Raw genomic sequence first — 18,989 nt, forward strand, 5'->3', positions numbered from 1 at the left:
ACAAGTTAGAATTTATAAGTCACCTTCAAATCAACTAATCTATTATTTGCCGCCTCTTGGCTTTTTTCATAGGTAAATGTCATTCCCATTGAGAATACCCCAACACCGAAATCAAGCCCTGTTTGATATTGCCAACCACGATTAAATTGTTGCACCAACCGATTATTGTTCACCATTATTGCGTGATCGAATGTTTTACGGCTCGCATCAAAATAATACAGTGCCAATTTTGGCGTAATCGAAACACTTTCCCAAGACCAAGTTTTTGACAATTCCGCTCCAGCATAATAGTTCACTAAATCTAATGATGGCGAATCAATGCTTGCATCCTCTAATGTGTAATGTGCTTTTGTAAAATGGTGATACCTTAAGCCTAACAAGGTATTAAGATCCATATATCCTAAATCCCATTTTTTGCCTAAACTCATCCCCGCAGCAAATATATTACGCTTAAATTTAATTGAATGGCTATCTAGCGTAATCTGGTTATTAGAACGTCCATACCCTAAATCAATAGCGGCGAATAAGCCTTTACTATTTTGAATTTTGCCATAGAGCGTTGCTTGAGAATATCTAAGCTTACCGCTTGCTTGATCATAATTCATATTAGCTCGTGTATGGGATACCATAGCGCCTACACTTATACCTTGTTCATTCAACGGACTTTCTGCACCTAATTCAGTATAGGAACTATATTGTTCGTAATGACGATAATTATCGGACTGATAATCACCTCTTTGAACACCAACATTTGTCCATAGTTGAGCTTGCTGGCTGCCAGCTTGGAAAAGGCGCTGATTTAAATGCTGATCTTTTTCAAGCACCACATTCACTTGAGCCGAAAGCTCTGATAATCCAGTATTTGATACACGGCTCACTAACTCAGCTTGCTTTAACCGTTTTGCTTCGGCTTCACGGTGAGCTTGCTCTTCCGCTGCGACTTTACGTTCTTCTTCTAAACGTTTTGCTTCTGCTTCACGACGCGCTTGCTCTTCCGCTTCAGCTTTACGTTCTTCCTCTAAACGTTTTGCTTCTGCTTCACGACGCGCTTGCTCTTCCGCTTCAGCTTTACGTTCTTCCTCTAAACGTTTTGCTTCTGCTTCACGACGCGCTTGCTCTTCCGCTTCAGCTTTACGTTCTTCTTCTAAACGTTTGGCTTCTGCTTCACGGCGAGCTTGCTCTTCCGCTACGGCTTTACGTTCTTCTTCTAAACGTTTTGCTTCTGCTTCGCGGCGGGCTTGCTCTTCCGCTGCGGCTTTACGTGTTTCTTCTAAACGTTTTGCTTCTGCTTCACGGCGAGCTTGCTCTTCCGCTGCGGCTTTACGTGCTTCTTCTAAACGTTTTGCTTCCGCTTCACGGCGAGCCTGTTCTTCTGCCGCGGCTTTACGTGCTTCTTCTAAACGTTTTGCTTCTGCTTCACGGCGAGCTTGCTCTTCCGCTTCGGCTTTACGTTCTTCTTCCAAACGTTTTGCTTCGGCTTCACGGCGGGCTTGCTCTTCCGCTTCGGCTTTACGTTCTTCTTCTAAACGTTTTGCTTCTGCTTCGCGACGGGCTTGCTCTTCCGCTTCAGCTTTACGTTCTTCCTCTAAACGTTTTGCTTCTGCTTCGCGGCGGGCTTGCTCTTCCGCTGCGGCTTTACGCTCTTCTTCTAAACGTTTGGCTTCTGCTTCACGACGCGCTTGCTCTTCCGCTGCAGCTTTACGTTCTTCTTCTAAACGTTTTGCTTCGGCTTCACGACGGGCTTGTTCTTCTGCCGCGGCTTTACGTTCTTCCTCTAAACGTTTTGCTTCTGCTTCGCGGCGGGCTTGCTCTTCCGCTGCGGCTTTACGCTCTTCTTCTAAACGTTTGGCTTCTGCTTCACGGCGACCTTGTTCTTCCGCGGCTTTACGCGCTTCTTCTAAACGTTTTACTTCTGCTTCACGACGCGCTTGCTCTTCCGCGGCTTGACGTTCTTCTTGCTCAATTTGTTTTTCTACAATTGGGTTATATAGGCGGAAAGCATTACCTTCTTTAATTAAGTTATAACGATAAGTACCTATATCAGCATAGTTATTTTGCAAGGTGACAGATAAATTATCTGATAAACCATTCGCTGTCAGCAATGTAAGGCGGGCTTTGCTACGTTCTGGTTCACTGCCCGCATCATTGACAACTAAGGTATGCTCTCCCGATGCTTGTCCATTAACAACAACCTGATCGCTTTCTCGCGTTGAAAACTTAGTGCGGTAATAAAATTTCCCTTTTCCACTTAAATCACCATTAATCGTTAAGGTATTAAATGGTTTATTTTCTTGGCTCAATGTAACTTGAGCGCCTTCATCTAACGTCAAGTTTCCTAGCGTGCTATTTTTTGTCAATTTCCAATGAGCCTCTTTTGATAATACTGTTTGGCTTGTATTTTCGCTTTGAATCGCCCCAATGAAATCTGTTTTTCCTAAATTTAAGGCACTTTGCTCAGACAGCGTAACATCACCGGTAAATTGAGTTCTTGGAATAGTATTTAATACGTTCTCATTATAGGTTGGCGTATCACAGCTTACCTCTCCAGTATAATCAGAACGCAGACACACTTTTTGCGTTGGCTGATAGCCTAGATTTAATACAGCATTATTTGTTGCGTTAATATCAGCTGAAAGAGAAGAAACATTACGTCCTACGGTGAAAATACCCTGATTAGTAACAGAAATCGTATTTGCTGAAAAATCTCTATTTATCCAATCATCATCAAAAATGACCTCTTTTTTATTCAAAAAATCTCTGGCATGAGGTGTTTGCCTACCGGATAAAATTAATTCACCATTATTAATTGATAATTCCCCATTCAATGCCATTCCACCAGTAAATTGGTAAATAGCTTTGGGAACATCTGGAGAATAATGAATATTCAACTTACCATTGTGTTTCGTTTTATCTTTTTCACCAAAAAAACCACTATAACTGAATAGATATTTTTGTTTTAAACGCAGTTGCTCGATCGCTTTTTCTTTATCTGTACCTAAATATTCCCAAAAGTAACTAATTGCTCGTTCCTCTTCAAAATAGGGGAAAGAGGCCGCGCCTTTATTTCTTCTTCTTTCTTGTGCTGGCGTTTTTGGACGAAAATATTGGTTCTCTCGCTCAAATAGATTATAAAACTCAAAAAAATCGCCATCATCAGTAGGTTTATGCCCCATCACGAATGAATCAGAAAGAGAGGCCTTCAACGTCACATTAGCTGGATTCAATAAATGATGATTAACAATCATTGCCCCTTCATCTACATTCTGGATACGATCAAAAACTAATGCATTTCCATTAAGATCTAATCGACCTCCACGAAAACCAAAATACAATTTATTAGGATCAATTTGATCCGAACTCTGCAAAACTACGGTAGGACGCCCACTCACAATTCCCACTTGATTAAACGCCTGTTTCTTTCCTTCGTCATCAGCCTCTTGAGCTAAAATAACCGTACCATCCCCAATACTAATATCTCCAAGATTTACCCCTTTCCCTTTAACAAGTAAGGTTCCCTCACCAATCTTAGATAAACGATCATCTTTTGGATTAGCAACTTGCCAAGTAACAGTTTTGTCTTTCGCAATATAAACCCCCGCCCCTAACCAAGTTTGGTTCGCTTTAGGTTTAACGGTAAAATCACTATCAAAATAAAGAGCGCCAGCTCCTTGATTTATATCATTTTCTAAGATTAAAACGCCTCCATCAACACCGCCAAACTTAACGTTTTTCCCCGCATTCTTAGCAGCTTGGATGTTTGATTCTTTCTGATCTTTTAATGCTACGGGTAAAGCATTCGTTGAGTGGCTAATAAAACTACTATTCTCTGATACACGCCATTGCCAAATGTCTCCTGCTCTCTGATTAGAAATGCTCCCTGCGAGATCTTCATTTTCTTTTTCTGCAATGAATCCTAAAATTGGTAATGTCCAAATATTGGTATTAAAATTATCCCCACTCTCAAAATTTAGTACACCACTCAATACCCATTGATTCTTCTGCTTATCAAAAGCATATATCCCTGAACCACTGTCACCTCCTCTTGCATAAGTAGCCATAGGTCCGTATTTATCATTAAACAGGCTAGTCCAGCCATTAGAAGCCATTCTTCTTTCAATAAAATCGCCTACTTTCCTCCCATCTGTAACATCACTGATGATCATAGCTGCACCGCCAGTTAAATAAACATATGGGCCTGCAATTTGTTTGAGATCATCTTTCTTATCTGAGTAACGAATAAATTGTGTACCAGAACCCACCCTAACATAAATAGGAAAACGTGAAGTATCCGTATAAACCGCACGCGTTTGTTCCGCATCATTCACATTAGCAGGGACAACTTCAGTCACTAACTTATGTAAACGAGGAATATGGTAATCTACCTTTTTTTCATTAACAGGATAAGGGTAGTTATTTCTATCAACGATTTCATAAAAATAATGATGAGAATCAGGATTATAGTCTTCACCTCCAAAGGAAACATTCGGATATTCCCCATTGTGGGTTACGCTGGTTATATATTGTGGTGAAATTAACGTTGCAATCCCCGTTTCCCTATTTGCTGCACGCAAATCAGGCATTGGGATATCTTTCATCATTACCCCAATTTCCTGCCCTTCTTTATTGAAAATCGCAATATTACTCGCCCCCACAATAAATTTGCCTTTATTTTCAGCAAAATCACGAAAATATTGGTAATCAATATCGCTACGGACAACAGACGCTTGTGCAAAAGGTGTTGCACAAGAAGCAATTAAAAGTGCAATTCGGGAATAACGGAAAGGGATAGGAAAACAGAAAGTAGGAGTTAATTTCATCATAATAGTTTATTCAACAATAACAGGTTTTATAAATAGCTAAAATCAGGGTGGCGAAGTATAGCAAGATTATTTATTAAACAACATCATTATTAGCCATTTAATCTGTAAAAAATGCCCTCAATCGCCTCTTCCCACTGATTTCATCACCATTCAATCAAAGTCATCTAGAATCGCCAAGGCGTCACTCAGTTTTTTTACGGTAAAAACTTGCATATTTTTCACCGCACTTTTAGGTTTATTGGCAAAGGGAACGATAGCACGGCTAAATCCGTGCTTAGCTGCCTCAGAAATCCGTTCTTGACCACTTGGTACCGGGCGAATTTCTCCTGCTAATCCCACTTCACCGAAAACCACTAAATCACGTGGTAATGGCTGATTGCGGAAGCTGGAAATAAGCGCAAGAAGTAAGGCTAAATCGACGCTGGTTTCCGTTACTTTTACTCCACCAACCACATTAACAAAAACATCTTGATCAGACATTTGCAAACCGCCGTGGCGATGCAATACAGCCAGTAATAATGCCAAGCGATTTTGTTCTAACCCCACGGCAACACGGCGAGGATTAGCGAGCATTGAATGATCTACCAAGGCTTGAATTTCAACCAATAAAGGGCGAGTTCCTTCCCATAGCACCATCACTGAACTGCCTGCGGTTTGTTCTTCGCCACGACTTAAGAAAATGGCTGAGGGGTTTTTCACCTCACGTAAGCCTTGTTCTGTCATTGCAAAAACCCCGAGTTCATTCACCGCGCCAAAACGATTTTTATGGCTACGTAAGGTACGAAAACGGCTATCAGCCTCCCCCTCTAATAAAAGTGAACAGTCAATGGCGTGTTCCAAGACTTTTGGCCCTGCAAGCGTGCCGTCTTTCGTAACGTGTCCCACCATAATAATGGCAACTTGGCGAGTTTTGGCATAACGCGTAAGAAAAGCGGCACATTCTCGTACTTGAGAAACACTTCCCGGTGAGGATTGAATATCCGCTAGATGCATCACTTGAATAGAATCCACCACAATGATTTGCGGTTTAAGTTGATCGGCAAGATGACAAATTTGTTCTACCGAGGTTTCGGATAACATCTTTAAGCGATCTGTCGGTAGCCCAAGACGATTGGCTCGCATTGCAACTTGTTGTAAAGATTCTTCCCCTGTCACATAAAGTGCGGTCATATTTTGTGCTAAACCACACATCACTTGTAGTAAGAGTGTACTTTTCCCTGCCCCCGGGTGTCCGCCAATTAAGATCGCACTTCCCGGCACAATTCCTCCGCCTAATACACGATCAAGCTCATAAAAACCACTATGAAAACGAGGGACTTCTTGTAAATTGATTTCCGATAAAGTTTGAATTTTGGCTTGTGTTTCTCCCGCATAACCACTAAAGCGATCAGCTCTGCTCGATTTTGCAGGCGCAAGACGTATTTCCGTAATGGTATTCCAAGATTTGCACGCATTACATTGTCCTTGCCAACGTGCATATTCCGCCCCGCAATCATTACATACAAAAGCCGTTTTTGCTTTAGCCATTCTTTTCCTCCAAATTTTCCGCAAAATGTGTTTCAAGATAAGTCAGCGAAATAAGATTTAACATTCGTTGTAAATAAAATGCCGATTGTAAGAAATCAAATAATTGTGCGATGACTTCAGCATTATTTTTCCTTTCACTATGCTGTGTAATAAGCTGTTTGCATTCTGCTAAACATTGCTGACTGCTTTCCACCAACGCTAGCCAGTCAGTTTTAAGGGTGTCGTTTAACCCTTGTTGATTAAAGGCATTTTCCAATAACTTACCATTTTCTGTATAAAAATAATACAGGTTAAAAAATGCACCAATTCGTTCCACTGTACGTAAAAAATCTTCCGCAAAATAAACTTGCCCTAAGGAAAAAGTTTCTTCAATTAAGTTTTGTTCAAGTTGAAAAAGTGCGGCTAATTTTTGTGAAAAATTGCCCGCACCTTGGGCGAAGTTTAAAAAATCGCGCCACTTGTCTAGCCAATTTTGTGCTTTAGGCTGATAATTTTCTGCCAATGCATAACCCCGTTGTGCTTTGCTAATGGCACTTAATCGCATACCGTTTTCTAATCCTAAGGCGCGCACATAATTAAGTAAATCCGCGATATTACCTTGCTTTAACTCAAACTCTACTTCGCAAATTTCTGCCTGCTTATCACCTGCAATAATTCTGCCTTGATCGATTGCCACTTCAATTTCTGTGACAATGCCTGCAGAAAGTGCGGTGCGAATTAAAAAAGTTTCTCGCTCAAAATCTGTCGCAAAAATCGGCTGTAATGCAAGATTTTTCCAACTTGGTTCAAGATCATAATCTTCCACTAATTGAGCGAGGTTTGGGCTTTCATTTTGCTGTGGAAAATTATATTCAGGGCGAATATGTAAACCACCGATGGTATTTCCTTTTGTTTTCAAGGTTAAGGTAATCTGTTGATTTTCTTTGCGAACACGCAAGCCCATTTGGTTCTGAGCAAAAAATTTATCTGCGGTGTCGTAATAGGTATTCCCTAAAAAAGCGTGCTGATGAGCGCACGGTTCACTTTTTATCAAATTCTGCTTGAATGAATTTAACCGAAACGGCGGAATTAGTAGTTTTAATTCAATTTCTGTACTCATTTTGTCTATTCCTTCCAATCTTAATCAAGTTTTTTCATATTATCTAATAAATTCCTTGTTTTTTCGATGAAATATAGTGTATTTTACGCGCGCATAGGCTTAAACAAGAGAGCAATGCATAAAAATTTTTCAACCTAACCCCTAGAAGGAGTTATCTTATGGCTGTAAATAATATTTTAGGATTATTTGCCCATTCCCCATTAAAGCCCTTAGCGCGTCATTCTGCTAAGGTAACTGATTGTTGTAAATATCTCATTCCCTTTTTTGACTACACTTTCCAAGGTGATTGGGAAAATGCAGAGAAATTGCGCCAAAAAATTTCGGAGACAGAACGCCAAGCTGATAGTTTGAAACGCGAAATTCGCTTAAAGCTGCCACGCGGTTTGTTTATGCCAATTGAACGCACTGATTTATTAGAACTGGTTACACAACAAGATAAATTAGCTAATTATGCCAAAGATATTGCCGGCAGAATGGTAGGGCGTCAATGCGCTTTTCCACCTGAAATGCAAGAAGATTTTATGAAATATGTGGCACGCAGTATTGATGCGGCGGAGCAAGCTCATCTGGTTATTGATGAAATGGACGGCTTGCTTGAAACGGGTTTCAAAGGGCGTGAAGTGCAATTTGTTAATAAAATGATCCAAACTCTTGATGAGATTGAAGATGATACGGATCAAATGCAAATTAAATTACGCTTAATTTTGCGTGCTATGGAAGATCAATTCAACCCAATTGACGCAATGTTTTTATACAAAATCCTGGAATGGATTGGCGTGCTTGCTGATCAAGCCCAGCGCGTAGGTTCACGAATTGAGTTAATGTTAGCTCGTTCATAATTGTTTAAGCAACATAGGAATAATACTATGGAAGTTATTCAACATTATGGCACTTTATTAGTGATCATCACCGCAGCTTTCGGCTTTTTTATGGCATTTGGTGTGGGGGCAAACGATGTTTCTAATGCAATGGGAACATCCGTAGGTTCAGGCACAATTACTGCCAAGCAAGCCATTATTATTGCAATGATTTTTGAATGTGCTGGTGCCTATTTAGCGGGTGGCGAAGTGACTGAAACCATTAAAAGTGGGGTACTCAATGCAATGGAATATACCGCAACGCCAGAAATTTTAGCGTTAGGTATGATGGCCGCCCTCTTTTCTTCAGGAATCTGGCTACTTATTGCCTCACGAATGGGCTGGCCAGTTTCCACCACGCACACCATTATTGGTGCGATTATCGGTTTCGGTTTAATTACTGTTGGCCCAAATTCTATTGACTGGTCAGCTATCCGCAATATTGTTGGCAGTTGGTTTATCACCCCTGTGATTGCTGGTGTGGTGGCGTATGGTATTTTCTTCAGCACTCAAAAACTGATTTTTGATACAGAAAAACCGTTACGCAATGCACAAAAATATGGTCCATATTATATGGGGCTAACTATCTTTATCTTGTCCGTCGTCACAATGATAAAAGGCTTAAAGCACGTTGGTTTACATTTAACAGGTGGCGAAACCTTCTTTATTTCATTAGCTATTAGTGCGATTTCTGTGGTGGCAAGCTATTTCTATTTCCGCAGCAAAAAGTTCCATCAAACCGTAAAATCAGGCACCTTTGGTGCGGTAGAAAAAGTGTTCAGCATTTTAATGCTACTCACCGCCTGTGCAATGGCGTTCGCGCACGGTTCAAACGATGTGGCAAATGCCATTGGACCTTTGTCTGCCGTGGTGTCGATTGTAGATAATGGCGGTCAAATTATGGCGAAAAGTCCGCTTGCTTGGTGGATTCTTCCCTTAGGAGCGGCGGGGATCGCACTAGGTTTAATCATTATGGGCTACAAAGTAATGGCAACCATTGGAACAGGGATCACCGATCTCACACCAAGCCGCGGTTTCTCTGCCCAATTTGCCACGGCAACCACGGTAGTGCTTGCCTCAGGAACAGGGTTACCCATTTCTACCACGCAAACCCTTGTTGGTGCCATTCTTGGTATCGGTTTTGCACGAGGTATCGCTGCGTTGAATTTAACAGTAATTCGCAATATTATCGCCTCTTGGGTGATCACCTTGCCAGCGGGGGCATTCTTTGCCATTTTGATTTACTATGTGTTGCACGCCATTTTTATCTAATTGACGTAAAGCAGCGTAAAACCACATAAAATAAGACAAAGATTTTGTGAATGAAAGCAAAGTGCGGTACAATTTCCCGCACTTTTTTATTGTCTCGTTTTCAAGGTGTTGTAATGCAAAAAATGACTAAAATCTTGTTTTTATTCTTTCTTTCTGTGCCATTTGCACAGGCAGAAACACGTTATGTAACGGAAAACCTTTCAACTTTTTTACGCAAAGGGGCTGGCGATCAATTTAAAATTGCCGGGGCAATCCGCTCAGGCGAGCCTGTTACCGTACTAAACCAAAAAGATCGCTACACGCTCATTCGTGATAGTAAAAATCGTGAAGCGTGGATCTTAACATCTGAGCTTTCTAGCACACCAAGTAGCAAAGATGAAAACCCCAAATTAAAAGCCAAAATTGAAGAATTAACTTTAAAACTCAATCAATTAGATGGGGACTGGCAACAACGCACGAGTGAAATGCAACGCCGAACCAAACAAGCTGAGCAACAAAGTAGCCAACTCTTGGAACAAAACTCCCAGCTCAACCGTGAACTTGAAATCACCAAAAATAAAAACCGTGATTTAGAAGCAATGCTTGATGCAGGTAAGCGAGAAATCGCCATTCAATGGTTTATCTACGGCGGTTCTGTGCTAGGCGTAGGTTTGCTACTTGGCTTAATTCTTCCTTTCATTATGCCGAAACGTCGCCGCCGTGATGGCTGGGCATAACCCAATCCTCTCAGCAAAATGGAAATTTATTTAGTCGGCGGTGCTGTACGCGATCAACTACTTAATCTCCCTGTTAAAGACAAAGATTGGGTAGTGATTGGTGCAACTCCCGAAGAGCTACTGCAACAAGGCTATATTCAAGTCGGGAAAGATTTCCCCGTCTTCCTTGATCCGAAAAACAAAGAAGAATATGCACTAGCACGCACGGAAAAAAAAACAGGTGTAGGATACACGGGATTTATTTGTGATTTCAGCCCAGAAATAACTCTCGAGCAAGATTTAATCCGCCGAGATCTGACGATTAATGCCATTGCCCAAGACAGCCAAGGCAATTTGCACGATCCTTATGGTGGTGTCAATGATTTGAATCATCGCCTACTCCGTCATATTTCCCCAGCGTTTGCAGAAGACCCTTTACGGGTGTTAAGAGTGGCGCGTTTTGCTGCACGTTACCATTATTTAGGCTTTCAAATTGCGCCTGAAACCATTCAATTAATGAAAGAAATCACGCTCTCAGGTGAACTTTCTCATCTCACCACAGAGCGCGTATGGCTAGAAACAGAAAAAGCCTTACAAACCCCAAATCCTGAAATTTATTTTGAGATTTTGAGAAAAATCAACGCATTATCGGTGCTTTTCCCAGAGCTAAATGCCCTTTACGGTGTGCCAAACCCAGTGCAACATCACCCCGAAGTGGATAGTTTTATCCATACAATGATGGTATTACACCAAGCAAGCTTACTGACGACAAAGAGCAACAAGCAACAAAAAAGTGCGGTACGTTTTGCCGCAATTTGCCACGATCTAGGCAAAGCCCTCACCCCCAAAGATATGCTTCCTCGTCATATTGGACACGAACACAACGGAATAATACCAACCCGAAACCTATGTAATCGCTTAAAAGTCCCCGGCTACATCAAAGAACTGGCTTGTCTTGTGTGCGAAACCCATACCAATATTCACCGCGCATTTGACTTACGCCCAGCCACTATTGTTAGATTATTCAATAAGTTAGACGTATGGCGTAAAGCAGAACGTTTTGAACAACTGTTACTTGTTTGTAAAGCAGATGCAAAAGGTCGCAAGGGCTTTGAACAGGTGGATTACCCACAAGCGGATTTCCTACTTAAACTGTATCAAGCAGCGCTTCAGGTTGATGTACAACAGGTGATTAGAGATGGATTTGAAAAAGAAAAAATCCGTGAAGAATTAAACAAACGCCGCCAAAAAGCCATTGAGCAAGCTAAAAAAGCATATTCGCAAGAATAGGAAAATACGATGCGATTCTCTTTACTCAAAAACAAATACAATGCCCTGTTACGCAAACTGTTTATTAATCCCAAAATGCGTAATGGATTGAAAAATAAAGGAATGACGGTAATAGCCAGTAATTGTAACGGTGCATTTATTTTGCACGATTTAGCACAACCGTTTAATTCGCCTTTTGTAAATTTATATCTTGAACCCAAAGATTTTATTCGCTATTTACAGCGTATTGAACATTATCAGCAACAAACCTTGCAATTTGTAGCGCAATCACCTTACCCGATTGCTTATTTAGATGATGTAAAAATTCACTTTATGCATTATGCCAATGCACAGCAAGCCCAAGAAAAATGGCAACAGCGCTCACAACGGATTGATCTTGAAAATCTTTTTATTATTATGACCGATCGTGATGGCTGTACAGAACAAGATCTCGACGCCTTTGATGCCCTGCCTTATCCAAACAAAGTGGTATTTACACATAAACCTTACCCAGCAATGCCTTCCGCTTTTTACATTCAAGGCTTTGAACAACAAGATTGTGTGGGCGATCTTTTTGCTTATTCAGGTTGGAGCGGTAAACGCTATTATGATCAGTTTGATTATCTCGCTTGGTTTAACCAACACAAAAACGAGAAACGTTCATCACATTAGGATAAAAATAAAGTGCGGTAAAATTTTGTTAAATTTTTTACCGCACTTTTTAACTGAACTCTTACAACGCAATTTCGTCAAGGCTACGTCCAAAACTTGGGATAAACACTTGAATAAAATATGTCATTTCTTCACTGTGCCATTCCGCCATTAATGCTTCTAACCGTACTTTCGCGGAAGAGAATTCTTGATTACCTTGTTCCAATTCAAACTTCGCTTTGATGTAAGCACAAAGTAAATCGGCTTGTTTTACAATGTGTTTTTCTTCAGCAGAAAATTGTTCGCTATGTAAATAAGGCGCAAAATCAGGTTGCAATTCTTCAGGGAGTAAACTCAATAAATGAAATTCTGCGGCACTTTCAATTTGTTTATAGGCTTGGGTAATGCTGTCATTAAAATATTTAATTGGCGTGGGTAAATCGCCAGTAAAAATTTCTGCACTGTCGTGATACATTGCCAATACGGCAATGCGTTCAGGATTTAGCTGACCTGCATAAAATTTATTTTTGATGATAGCCAACATATGTGCCACAAACGCCACTTGTAGACTATGTTCCGCTAAATTCTCTTTTTCAATATTACGCATTAAAGACCAACGCTGAATGAGCTTTAAGCGATCCAAACAGGCAAAGAAGTGGCTCGGTTGTAAGCGTTCAAAGGACATTTAGTTCTCCGTATATTCTTCAATGGTAACTGGCAAAGTCATCACTTTGCCAAGACGAGAAATCACCATATTCACGGTGGTGTTTGGTCTGGTATTACTAATCACATTCATCATTTGTGCCGGTGATTCTGCTTTTATATCGCCAAATTGCAGCATAATATCCCCCGCTTGTAAGCCGGCTTTGGCAGCAGGGCTGTTTTCTTTCACATTCGTAATTTCAATGCCTTTACTGCTCGTTTCATCACTAAGCAAGACGTCAGTTTGAATACCAAGAAAGCCACGAATCACACGTCCATCACGGATAATTTTTTTCATTACATCATTGGCAAGATCAATGGGAATGGCAAAATTCAACCCTTCCGCAATTTCATTGGCATTTTTACCAATGCTTAATGTGCTAATGCCCACCAATTCACCAAGGGAATTAATCAATGCACCACCTGAATTACCGCGATTAATGGACGCATCAGTTTGGATAAAATTTTGTCGCCCAATGTAATCGCCTACCGCATTGCGCCCCAACGCACTGATAATGCCTTGCGATACGCTTTGCCCTAAGTTATAAGGGTTACCAATGGCAAGCACCACATCACCTACGTGCAATTTACGCTTGGTATTAGGAATTGTGGGTAAATTATCTGCGCGGATTTTTAGTACCGCTAAATCGGTAAGGTTGTCTGAGCCGATCAAACTGGCTTCAAAAATTCGCCCATTTTGCATTGCCACCACGATTTGATCGGCATTTTGAATAACGTGTTTATTGGTGAGAATATGCCCGTCTTTCACCATTATCACGCCCGAGCCAAGATTGGTAATCTGTGGCTGTCCACTCATCGAAGTAAAAGATTGACTGTACACATTCACGACCGCAGGCGAAGCAACCCGAACCGCATCTTTAAAAGAAAGGATCGCTTTTTGAAACAAAGGCTGATCTTGCTTTAGGAAAGGGCTAATTAACAAAATTGCGCCAGCGGCAAGTAAACCGATGATAATCGATTGGATAAGCTTTCTTAACATTCTTATTCTCTTCGTATTCGTTGTATGATTTGCTGGTTTCTTTACTTTCACTTAATTTTTTGGATGATAAATTAATTTTAAATCTTCACCAATCGGTGTTGCCGATTGTAATTGCCATTGTGGTGCATCAGCTAATTTTTGGAGATGCGGTAATTGACAAAGTCCTTTCCCTTTATCGCCCAATAATTTAGGTGCAAGATAAATGATCAGCTCGTCCACCAATTTTGCTTCAATCAAAGCACCGGCTAATTGTGCGCCCGCTTCAACCCATAAGGTATTAATTTGTTGGTCTGCTAACTGCGTTAAAAGTGCGGTGAAAAAATCCGCCTTTTTTTCAATATGTATTGTCTGACAGAAATCGGGCATACCTTGCATATCTCTTGCCGTTGAACTGACTAACCAAACAGGCGTAGGTTGTTGAAATAACTGATATTCTGGCGTAACTCGATGCTGGCTATCTAAAATAATCCGCACAGGCTGGCGAAGTTCGCTATCAGGATATTGTTGTTGAACCGCTAAAGGAAGTTGCTCCCAACGTACATTTAACATCGGATTATCCATTAATACCGTTTGACTTGTGGAAAGAATGGCACTTGCTGCTGCCCGATATTGCTGCACATCTTGGCGTGCCAGTTCACCGGTGATCCATTTACTTTCGCCACTTGCCATTGCGGTCCGTCCATCAATGCTCATCGCCATTTTCAGTTGTACGAAAGGACGATTGCGACACATTCTTGTGAGAAAACCTTGATTGAGCAACGCTGCTTGCTCTGCCAACAATCCGACCTCCGTTTGCACGCCGGCTTGTTCAAGCATTTTCAAGCCACGTCCAGCAACTTGCGGATTGGGATCGGTCATTGCGGCAATCACTTTTATTACCCCAGCTTCAATTAATCCTTTGGCGCAAGGTGGCGTACGACCAAAATGAGAACAAGGCTCAAGGGTAACATAAGCCGTTGCACCAAGTGCATTTTCTCCAGCTTCACGCAATGCCATTACTTCGGCGTGTGGTTGCCCTGCTTTAAGGTGGAAGCCTTTACCGATCACCTTCCCTTCTTTAACCAAAACACAGCCCACTGAAGGATTTGGCGTGGTAGTAAAACGTCCTTGCTTGGCGAGATCCAACGCCATTTGCATAAATTGCTGATCTTGTTGAGAAAATGATTGCATATTAATCCTTCAGGCTTTCGATTTCTTTGGTAAATTGATCGATGTCATCAAAACTTAAATAAACGGAGGCAAAACGGATATAGGCGACTTTATCCAATTTTTTTAACTCATTCATTGCCAGTTGCCCGACAAAATGGCTTGGCACTTCACGCTCTCCTGTGGCACGCAGTTGATGAATAATGCGGTTAATGGATTTTTCCACATCATCAGAACTTACTGGACGTTTCTCTAAGGCGTGCAGAATACCACGACGGAGTTTTTCTTCATCAAAAGGTTCGCGCGATTGATCACTTTTAATAATTTTTGGGATCACGAGTTCAGTAATTTCAAAGGTGGTAAAACGTTCGTGACAATGCCCACATTCACGGCGGCGGCGAACCTGAAAGCCATCGGAGACCAACCGACTATCGATCACTTTCGTTTCTTCTGTTGAACAAAAAGGACAACGCATAAATTCTTTCAATCCCCTTTTTAAATGGTATTTCCCATTTTAATGGCTAAAACAGCATAAAATTTTTGTTATAAAGGCTCGAATTGTAGCAAAATTTACCTTTTTTTACGATCTTTATACGGCAAAAAATGATCTTACGCAGGTATTTTATAACTTTTTTTGTTGTCTTATTGCCTTATATATATTAATTCCCTACTATATTACTCAACTATTTTATCTTTGGAGAAAGACAATGAAAAATGAATTAATTTGCTACAAAAAAATGCCTGTGTGGAACAAAGAAAGTCTGCCAAAAATGTTCCAAGAAAAACATAACACGAAAATTGGAACTTGGGGCAAAATTACCGTGCTACAAGGCAAACTAAAATTTTATGTTTTAACCGAACAAGGCGACGTAGTGAGTGAGCATATTTTCACTGCGCAAGATGACACGCCTTTTGTTGAACCGCAACTATGGCACCGCGTGGAAGCCGCTTCAGATGATCTGGAATGTTATTTAGCATTTTATTGTAAAAAAGAAGATTATTTCAGCAAAAAATATAATATGACCCCAACGCATTCTGAGGTGAAAAGTGCGGTGGAAATCATTCCGCCTTGCAAAGTCTTAGATCTTGGTTGCGGACAAGGACGCAACTCGCTCTTTTTAAGTCTGCTTGGCTATGATGTTACTTCTTGGGATCACAACGAAAATAGCCTTGCTTTTCTAACCAGTACGGCGGAAAAAGAAAATCTGAATATTCAAACCGCACTTTATAATATCAATGACGCCAATATTCAGGAAAATTACGATTTTATTCTGTCTACGGTGGTATTTATGTTCCTTGATCGCAATGCCATTCCTGCGATTATTGAGAATATGCAAAAGCACACAAATGCTGGCGGTTATAATCTCATTGTTGCTGCAATGAGTACTGATGATGTGCCTTGCCCAATGCCATTCTCTTTCACTTTCAAAGAAGGTGAACTGAAAAATTATTATCAAAATTGGGAATTGATTAAATATCAAGAAGAAATGGGCGAACTTCACAAAACAGATGAAAATGGCAACCGCATTAAAATGAAATTTGTCACAATGTTGGCAAAGAAAAAATAAACCAACCATAAAAAGAAAAAGCAATAACACCAGAAGTGCGGTGGAAATTTTTGAATTTTTTCACCGCACTTGTTTTCTGCCCTATTTTATTTTTCTCTTTCTCGCCAAAGGGCTAGTAATGTACTATCTCGCAAATTTTTCCATTGATCATAGGCGATTACCTTACCTTGATCTAACAGCACCACTTGTTGAGCTAAACGTGCTAATTCTTCAAGGCTATGAGTAACATATAAAATAGGAATCGCAATTTCTTGTGCGAGTTTATCTAGATAATCCAATAACTCTAATTTGCGCGGTAAATCAAGGGCGGAAAGGGGTTCGTCCATCAGCAAAATTTCAGGTTGGCTGAGCAATGCGCGCCCAATCGCAACACGCTGTTTTTCACCGCCTGATAAGGTGATCGGATAGCGTTTGAGTAAATGCTCAATGCCCAAAAGTTGCACAATACGATCAAACTCTGCGGTATTTTTCTGTTTCATTCCATAACGTAAATTGCCTGTTACCGAATAATGAGGAAATAATCTGCCTTCCTGAAAAACATAGCCCACATTACGATGATTAGGTGGAAGATTAAGTTGCATTTCTGTATTAACTAAATCTCGCCCATTCAAACGAATATAGCCTTCATCAGGTTGCAACAAACCACTCACTAAATTAATCAGTGTGGTTTTCCCTGAACCAGACAAGCCAAATAATGCGGTAACCCCTTGCGTGGGCAACTGTAAATCTACCGCAAAAGTCATTTTGCCTAATTGTGTGCGTACATTAATTTCTAACATCAGATTGCCCCAAGCGTTTTTGTGTATATTTTGCTAACCATTCCGAAATCAGTAAAGAAATCAAGGCAATTGCAATAGCAATCAAACATAAGCGTGCTGCTGCACTTTCTGCACCCGGTGTTTCAATAAAAGAAAACATTGCAAGAGGAATGGTTTGGGTTACTTTTGGAATATTTGAAACAAAGGTGATGGTTGCCCCAAATTCGCCTAATGAGCGAGCAAAACCAAGCACAATCCCTGCCAATATCCCCGGCAGAGCAAGTGGTAGGGTGATCGTAAAAAATGTTTTCAAGGCTGATGATCCCAAAGTGCGTGCTGCTTGCTCAAGTTTGAAATCCACATTTTCAATAGCTAGACGAATCGAGCGTACCACTAGTGGGAAAGAGACAATGGCAGAAGCTAATGCGGCGCCATACCAACTAAAGCCAAAGCTAAAATCAAACCATTGCAATAAATATCGCCCGATAATGCCATTTCGCCCCATTGCGATTAATAATAAATAACCAACCACCACAGGAGGTAAAACTAAAGGCAAATGAATAATGCCATTGAGCAAGGATTTTCCCCAGAAATCTTTGCGCGCTAGCAACCAAGCCACCAAAATTGCGCAAGGCAATCCAGCCAACACTGACACCAATGCCACTTTGACACTTAATGCAATGGCATTCAACTCAGCTGAGGAAAAATGAAAAAAGGCCTGCCAATCCATTTGCATCGTACCCTTTTATTTGACTACGAATCCAGCTTTCAGGAAGATCTTTTTCGCCTCTTCTGATTGCAAATAGGCAAGAAAATCAACACTTTCCTGATTGCTATGCCCAACCACAATTGCCGCAGGATATTCAATCGCCGCGTGAGAATTTTCAGGGAAAACCGCCACCACTTTCACTTTTTGGCTTGCCGCTGCATCTGTGCCATATACAATCCCAAGAGGGGCTTCACCTTGTTCAACTAAGGCTAATGCAGCACGCACATTATTGGCTCTGGCAAGTTTATTTTCAACCGCTTGCCATTGATTTAAGCTTGTTAAGGCTTCTTGTGCATATTTCCCAGCAGGAACGTGTGATGGATCCCCCACTGCCAAATAGCTACCTTTTAATTCACCTTGCCACTGAGCATTTTGTACATCAATCTGCGCTAATCGGCTGTTTTTCGGGGCAATCATAACCAAACTATTCTGCACTAAATTCACGCGACTTTTTGGCTCAATCACATTTTTTTCCGCTAAAAAATCCATCCATTTTTGGTTGGCAGAAATAAAAATATCCGCTGGCGCACCCTGTGAAATTTGTCTCGCCAATACAGAAGAAGAGGCAAAAGAAAAATCAATTTCTTCTTTAGGGTGAGTTGCTAAATACTGCGTTTTCACCTCTTCTAATACATTTGTCATAGAAGCAGCGGCAAAAATAGTCAGCTTCGCTTGCGCAGAAAGTGAAAATAATGAACAAGCCAATAAAGTTGAACAAAGAAATGTTTTAAGTTTTAGCATTGGGATACTCCTTAGTTATCAATATAAAATAAATTATATAACGATTTAAAAAATAAAAGCTACATAAAAAAGAGAACTTCTCGTAAAATAGTTTTACTTGATTTCAACGGTATCA

15 protein-coding genes and 1 pseudogene are annotated in these 18,989 nt (G+C 40.7%); 6 read left to right on the plus strand and 10 right to left on the minus strand.

All coding sequences use genetic code 11. The features are described from left to right. Nucleotides 1–5 precede the first annotated feature (5 nt). The 3 genes from L4F93_RS12010 to L4F93_RS12020 all read right to left on the minus strand — a co-directional run bounded on the left by L4F93_RS12010 (nucleotide 6) and on the right by L4F93_RS12020 (nucleotide 7,446). Nucleotides 6–4,820: a S6 family peptidase gene (locus L4F93_RS12010; protein ID WP_250350452.1), complete on the minus strand. Its 4,815-nt coding sequence runs from the start codon at nucleotides 4,818–4,820 to the stop codon at nucleotides 6–8. 150 nt (nucleotides 4,821–4,970) lie between these two features. After that, nucleotides 4,971–6,347: a DNA repair protein RadA gene (gene radA / locus L4F93_RS12015; RefSeq protein WP_250350453.1), complete on the minus strand. Its 1,377-nt coding sequence runs from the start codon at nucleotides 6,345–6,347 to the stop codon at nucleotides 4,971–4,973. Beyond that, nucleotides 6,340–7,446, minus strand: coding sequence for a CYTH domain-containing protein (locus L4F93_RS12020; RefSeq protein ID WP_250350454.1), 1,107 nt, complete (start codon nucleotides 7,444–7,446; stop codon nucleotides 6,340–6,342). The genes radA and L4F93_RS12020 overlap by 8 nt, the downstream gene beginning before the upstream one ends. Nucleotides 7,447–7,604: 158 nt before the next feature. Between L4F93_RS12020 and L4F93_RS12025 the strand changes: the two genes are divergently transcribed. The 5 genes from L4F93_RS12025 (at nucleotide 7,605) to L4F93_RS12045 (ending at nucleotide 12,211) form a co-directional block, all read left to right on the plus strand. Then, nucleotides 7,605–8,285 (plus strand): TIGR00153 family protein, encoded by a 681-nt coding sequence (locus L4F93_RS12025; protein ID WP_250350455.1) that lies wholly within the window; start codon nucleotides 7,605–7,607, stop codon nucleotides 8,283–8,285. Nucleotides 8,286–8,312: 27 nt separating this feature from the next. Then, nucleotides 8,313–9,575, plus strand: coding sequence for an inorganic phosphate transporter (locus L4F93_RS12030; protein ID WP_250350456.1), 1,263 nt, complete (start codon nucleotides 8,313–8,315; stop codon nucleotides 9,573–9,575). A 113-nt stretch (nucleotides 9,576–9,688) separates the two neighbouring features. Beyond that, entirely contained in the window at nucleotides 9,689–10,291 is a 603-nt protein-coding gene (locus L4F93_RS12035; protein ID WP_250350457.1) for a TIGR04211 family SH3 domain-containing protein, read from the plus strand. An 18-nt stretch (nucleotides 10,292–10,309) separates the two neighbouring features. After that, entirely contained in the window at nucleotides 10,310–11,560 is a 1,251-nt protein-coding gene (locus tag L4F93_RS12040) for a multifunctional CCA addition/repair protein (protein ID WP_250350458.1), read from the plus strand. Nucleotides 11,561–11,569: 9 nt separating this feature from the next. After that, nucleotides 11,570–12,211, plus strand: coding sequence for a DUF1919 domain-containing protein (locus L4F93_RS12045; RefSeq protein WP_250350459.1), 642 nt, complete (start codon nucleotides 11,570–11,572; stop codon nucleotides 12,209–12,211). A 61-nt stretch (nucleotides 12,212–12,272) separates the two neighbouring features. Here the strand turns inward: L4F93_RS12045 and yfbR are convergent, their stop codons facing one another. Genes yfbR through nrdR form a run of 4 tightly spaced genes read right to left on the minus strand, consistent with a single transcriptional unit; the run spans nucleotide 12,273 to nucleotide 15,513 of the window. Continuing rightward, entirely contained in the window at nucleotides 12,273–12,875 is a 603-nt protein-coding gene (gene yfbR, locus L4F93_RS12050; RefSeq protein ID WP_250350460.1) for a 5'-deoxynucleotidase, read from the minus strand. Beyond that, the gene (gene degS, locus L4F93_RS12055; RefSeq protein ID WP_250350461.1) at nucleotides 12,876–13,892 is read right to left on the minus strand and encodes an outer membrane-stress sensor serine endopeptidase DegS; all 1,017 of its coding nucleotides are present in this window, start codon (nucleotides 13,890–13,892) and stop codon (nucleotides 12,876–12,878) included. It lies immediately after the preceding gene. Nucleotides 13,893–13,943: 51 nt separating this feature from the next. Beyond that, nucleotides 13,944–15,062, minus strand: a complete 1,119-nt coding sequence (gene ribD / locus L4F93_RS12060; RefSeq protein WP_250350462.1) for a bifunctional diaminohydroxyphosphoribosylaminopyrimidine deaminase/5-amino-6-(5-phosphoribosylamino)uracil reductase RibD — start codon at nucleotides 15,060–15,062, stop codon at nucleotides 13,944–13,946. 1 nt (nucleotide 15,063) lies between these two features. Then, entirely contained in the window at nucleotides 15,064–15,513 is a 450-nt protein-coding gene (gene nrdR, locus L4F93_RS12065; protein WP_250350463.1) for a transcriptional regulator NrdR, read from the minus strand. A gap of 232 nt (nucleotides 15,514–15,745) precedes the next feature. Between nrdR and tehB the strand changes: the two genes are divergently transcribed. Then, the gene (tehB, locus tag L4F93_RS12070) at nucleotides 15,746–16,606 is read left to right on the plus strand and encodes an SAM-dependent methyltransferase TehB (RefSeq protein WP_250350464.1); all 861 of its coding nucleotides are present in this window, start codon (nucleotides 15,746–15,748) and stop codon (nucleotides 16,604–16,606) included. 101 nt (nucleotides 16,607–16,707) lie between these two features. Here the strand turns inward: tehB and modC are convergent. The 3 genes and pseudogenes from modC to modA all read right to left on the minus strand — a co-directional run. Continuing rightward, nucleotides 16,708–17,385: pseudogene (gene modC / locus L4F93_RS12075) on the minus strand (molybdenum ABC transporter ATP-binding protein); the annotation flags it as partial. Further along, complete coding sequence (modB, locus tag L4F93_RS12080) at nucleotides 17,372–18,094, minus strand: molybdate ABC transporter permease subunit (RefSeq protein WP_442778830.1); 723 nt, start codon at nucleotides 18,092–18,094, stop codon at nucleotides 17,372–17,374. The gene modB and the pseudogene modC, both read right to left, overlap by 14 nt. 15 nt (nucleotides 18,095–18,109) lie before the next feature. After that, nucleotides 18,110–18,874 (minus strand): molybdate ABC transporter substrate-binding protein, encoded by a 765-nt coding sequence (gene modA / locus L4F93_RS12085; RefSeq protein WP_250350466.1) that lies wholly within the window; start codon nucleotides 18,872–18,874, stop codon nucleotides 18,110–18,112. Nucleotides 18,875–18,989: the final 115 nt, after the last annotated feature.

Source organism: Avibacterium sp. 20-132 (assembly GCF_023611925.1).
Lineage (GTDB): Bacteria > Pseudomonadota > Gammaproteobacteria > Enterobacterales > Pasteurellaceae > Avibacterium.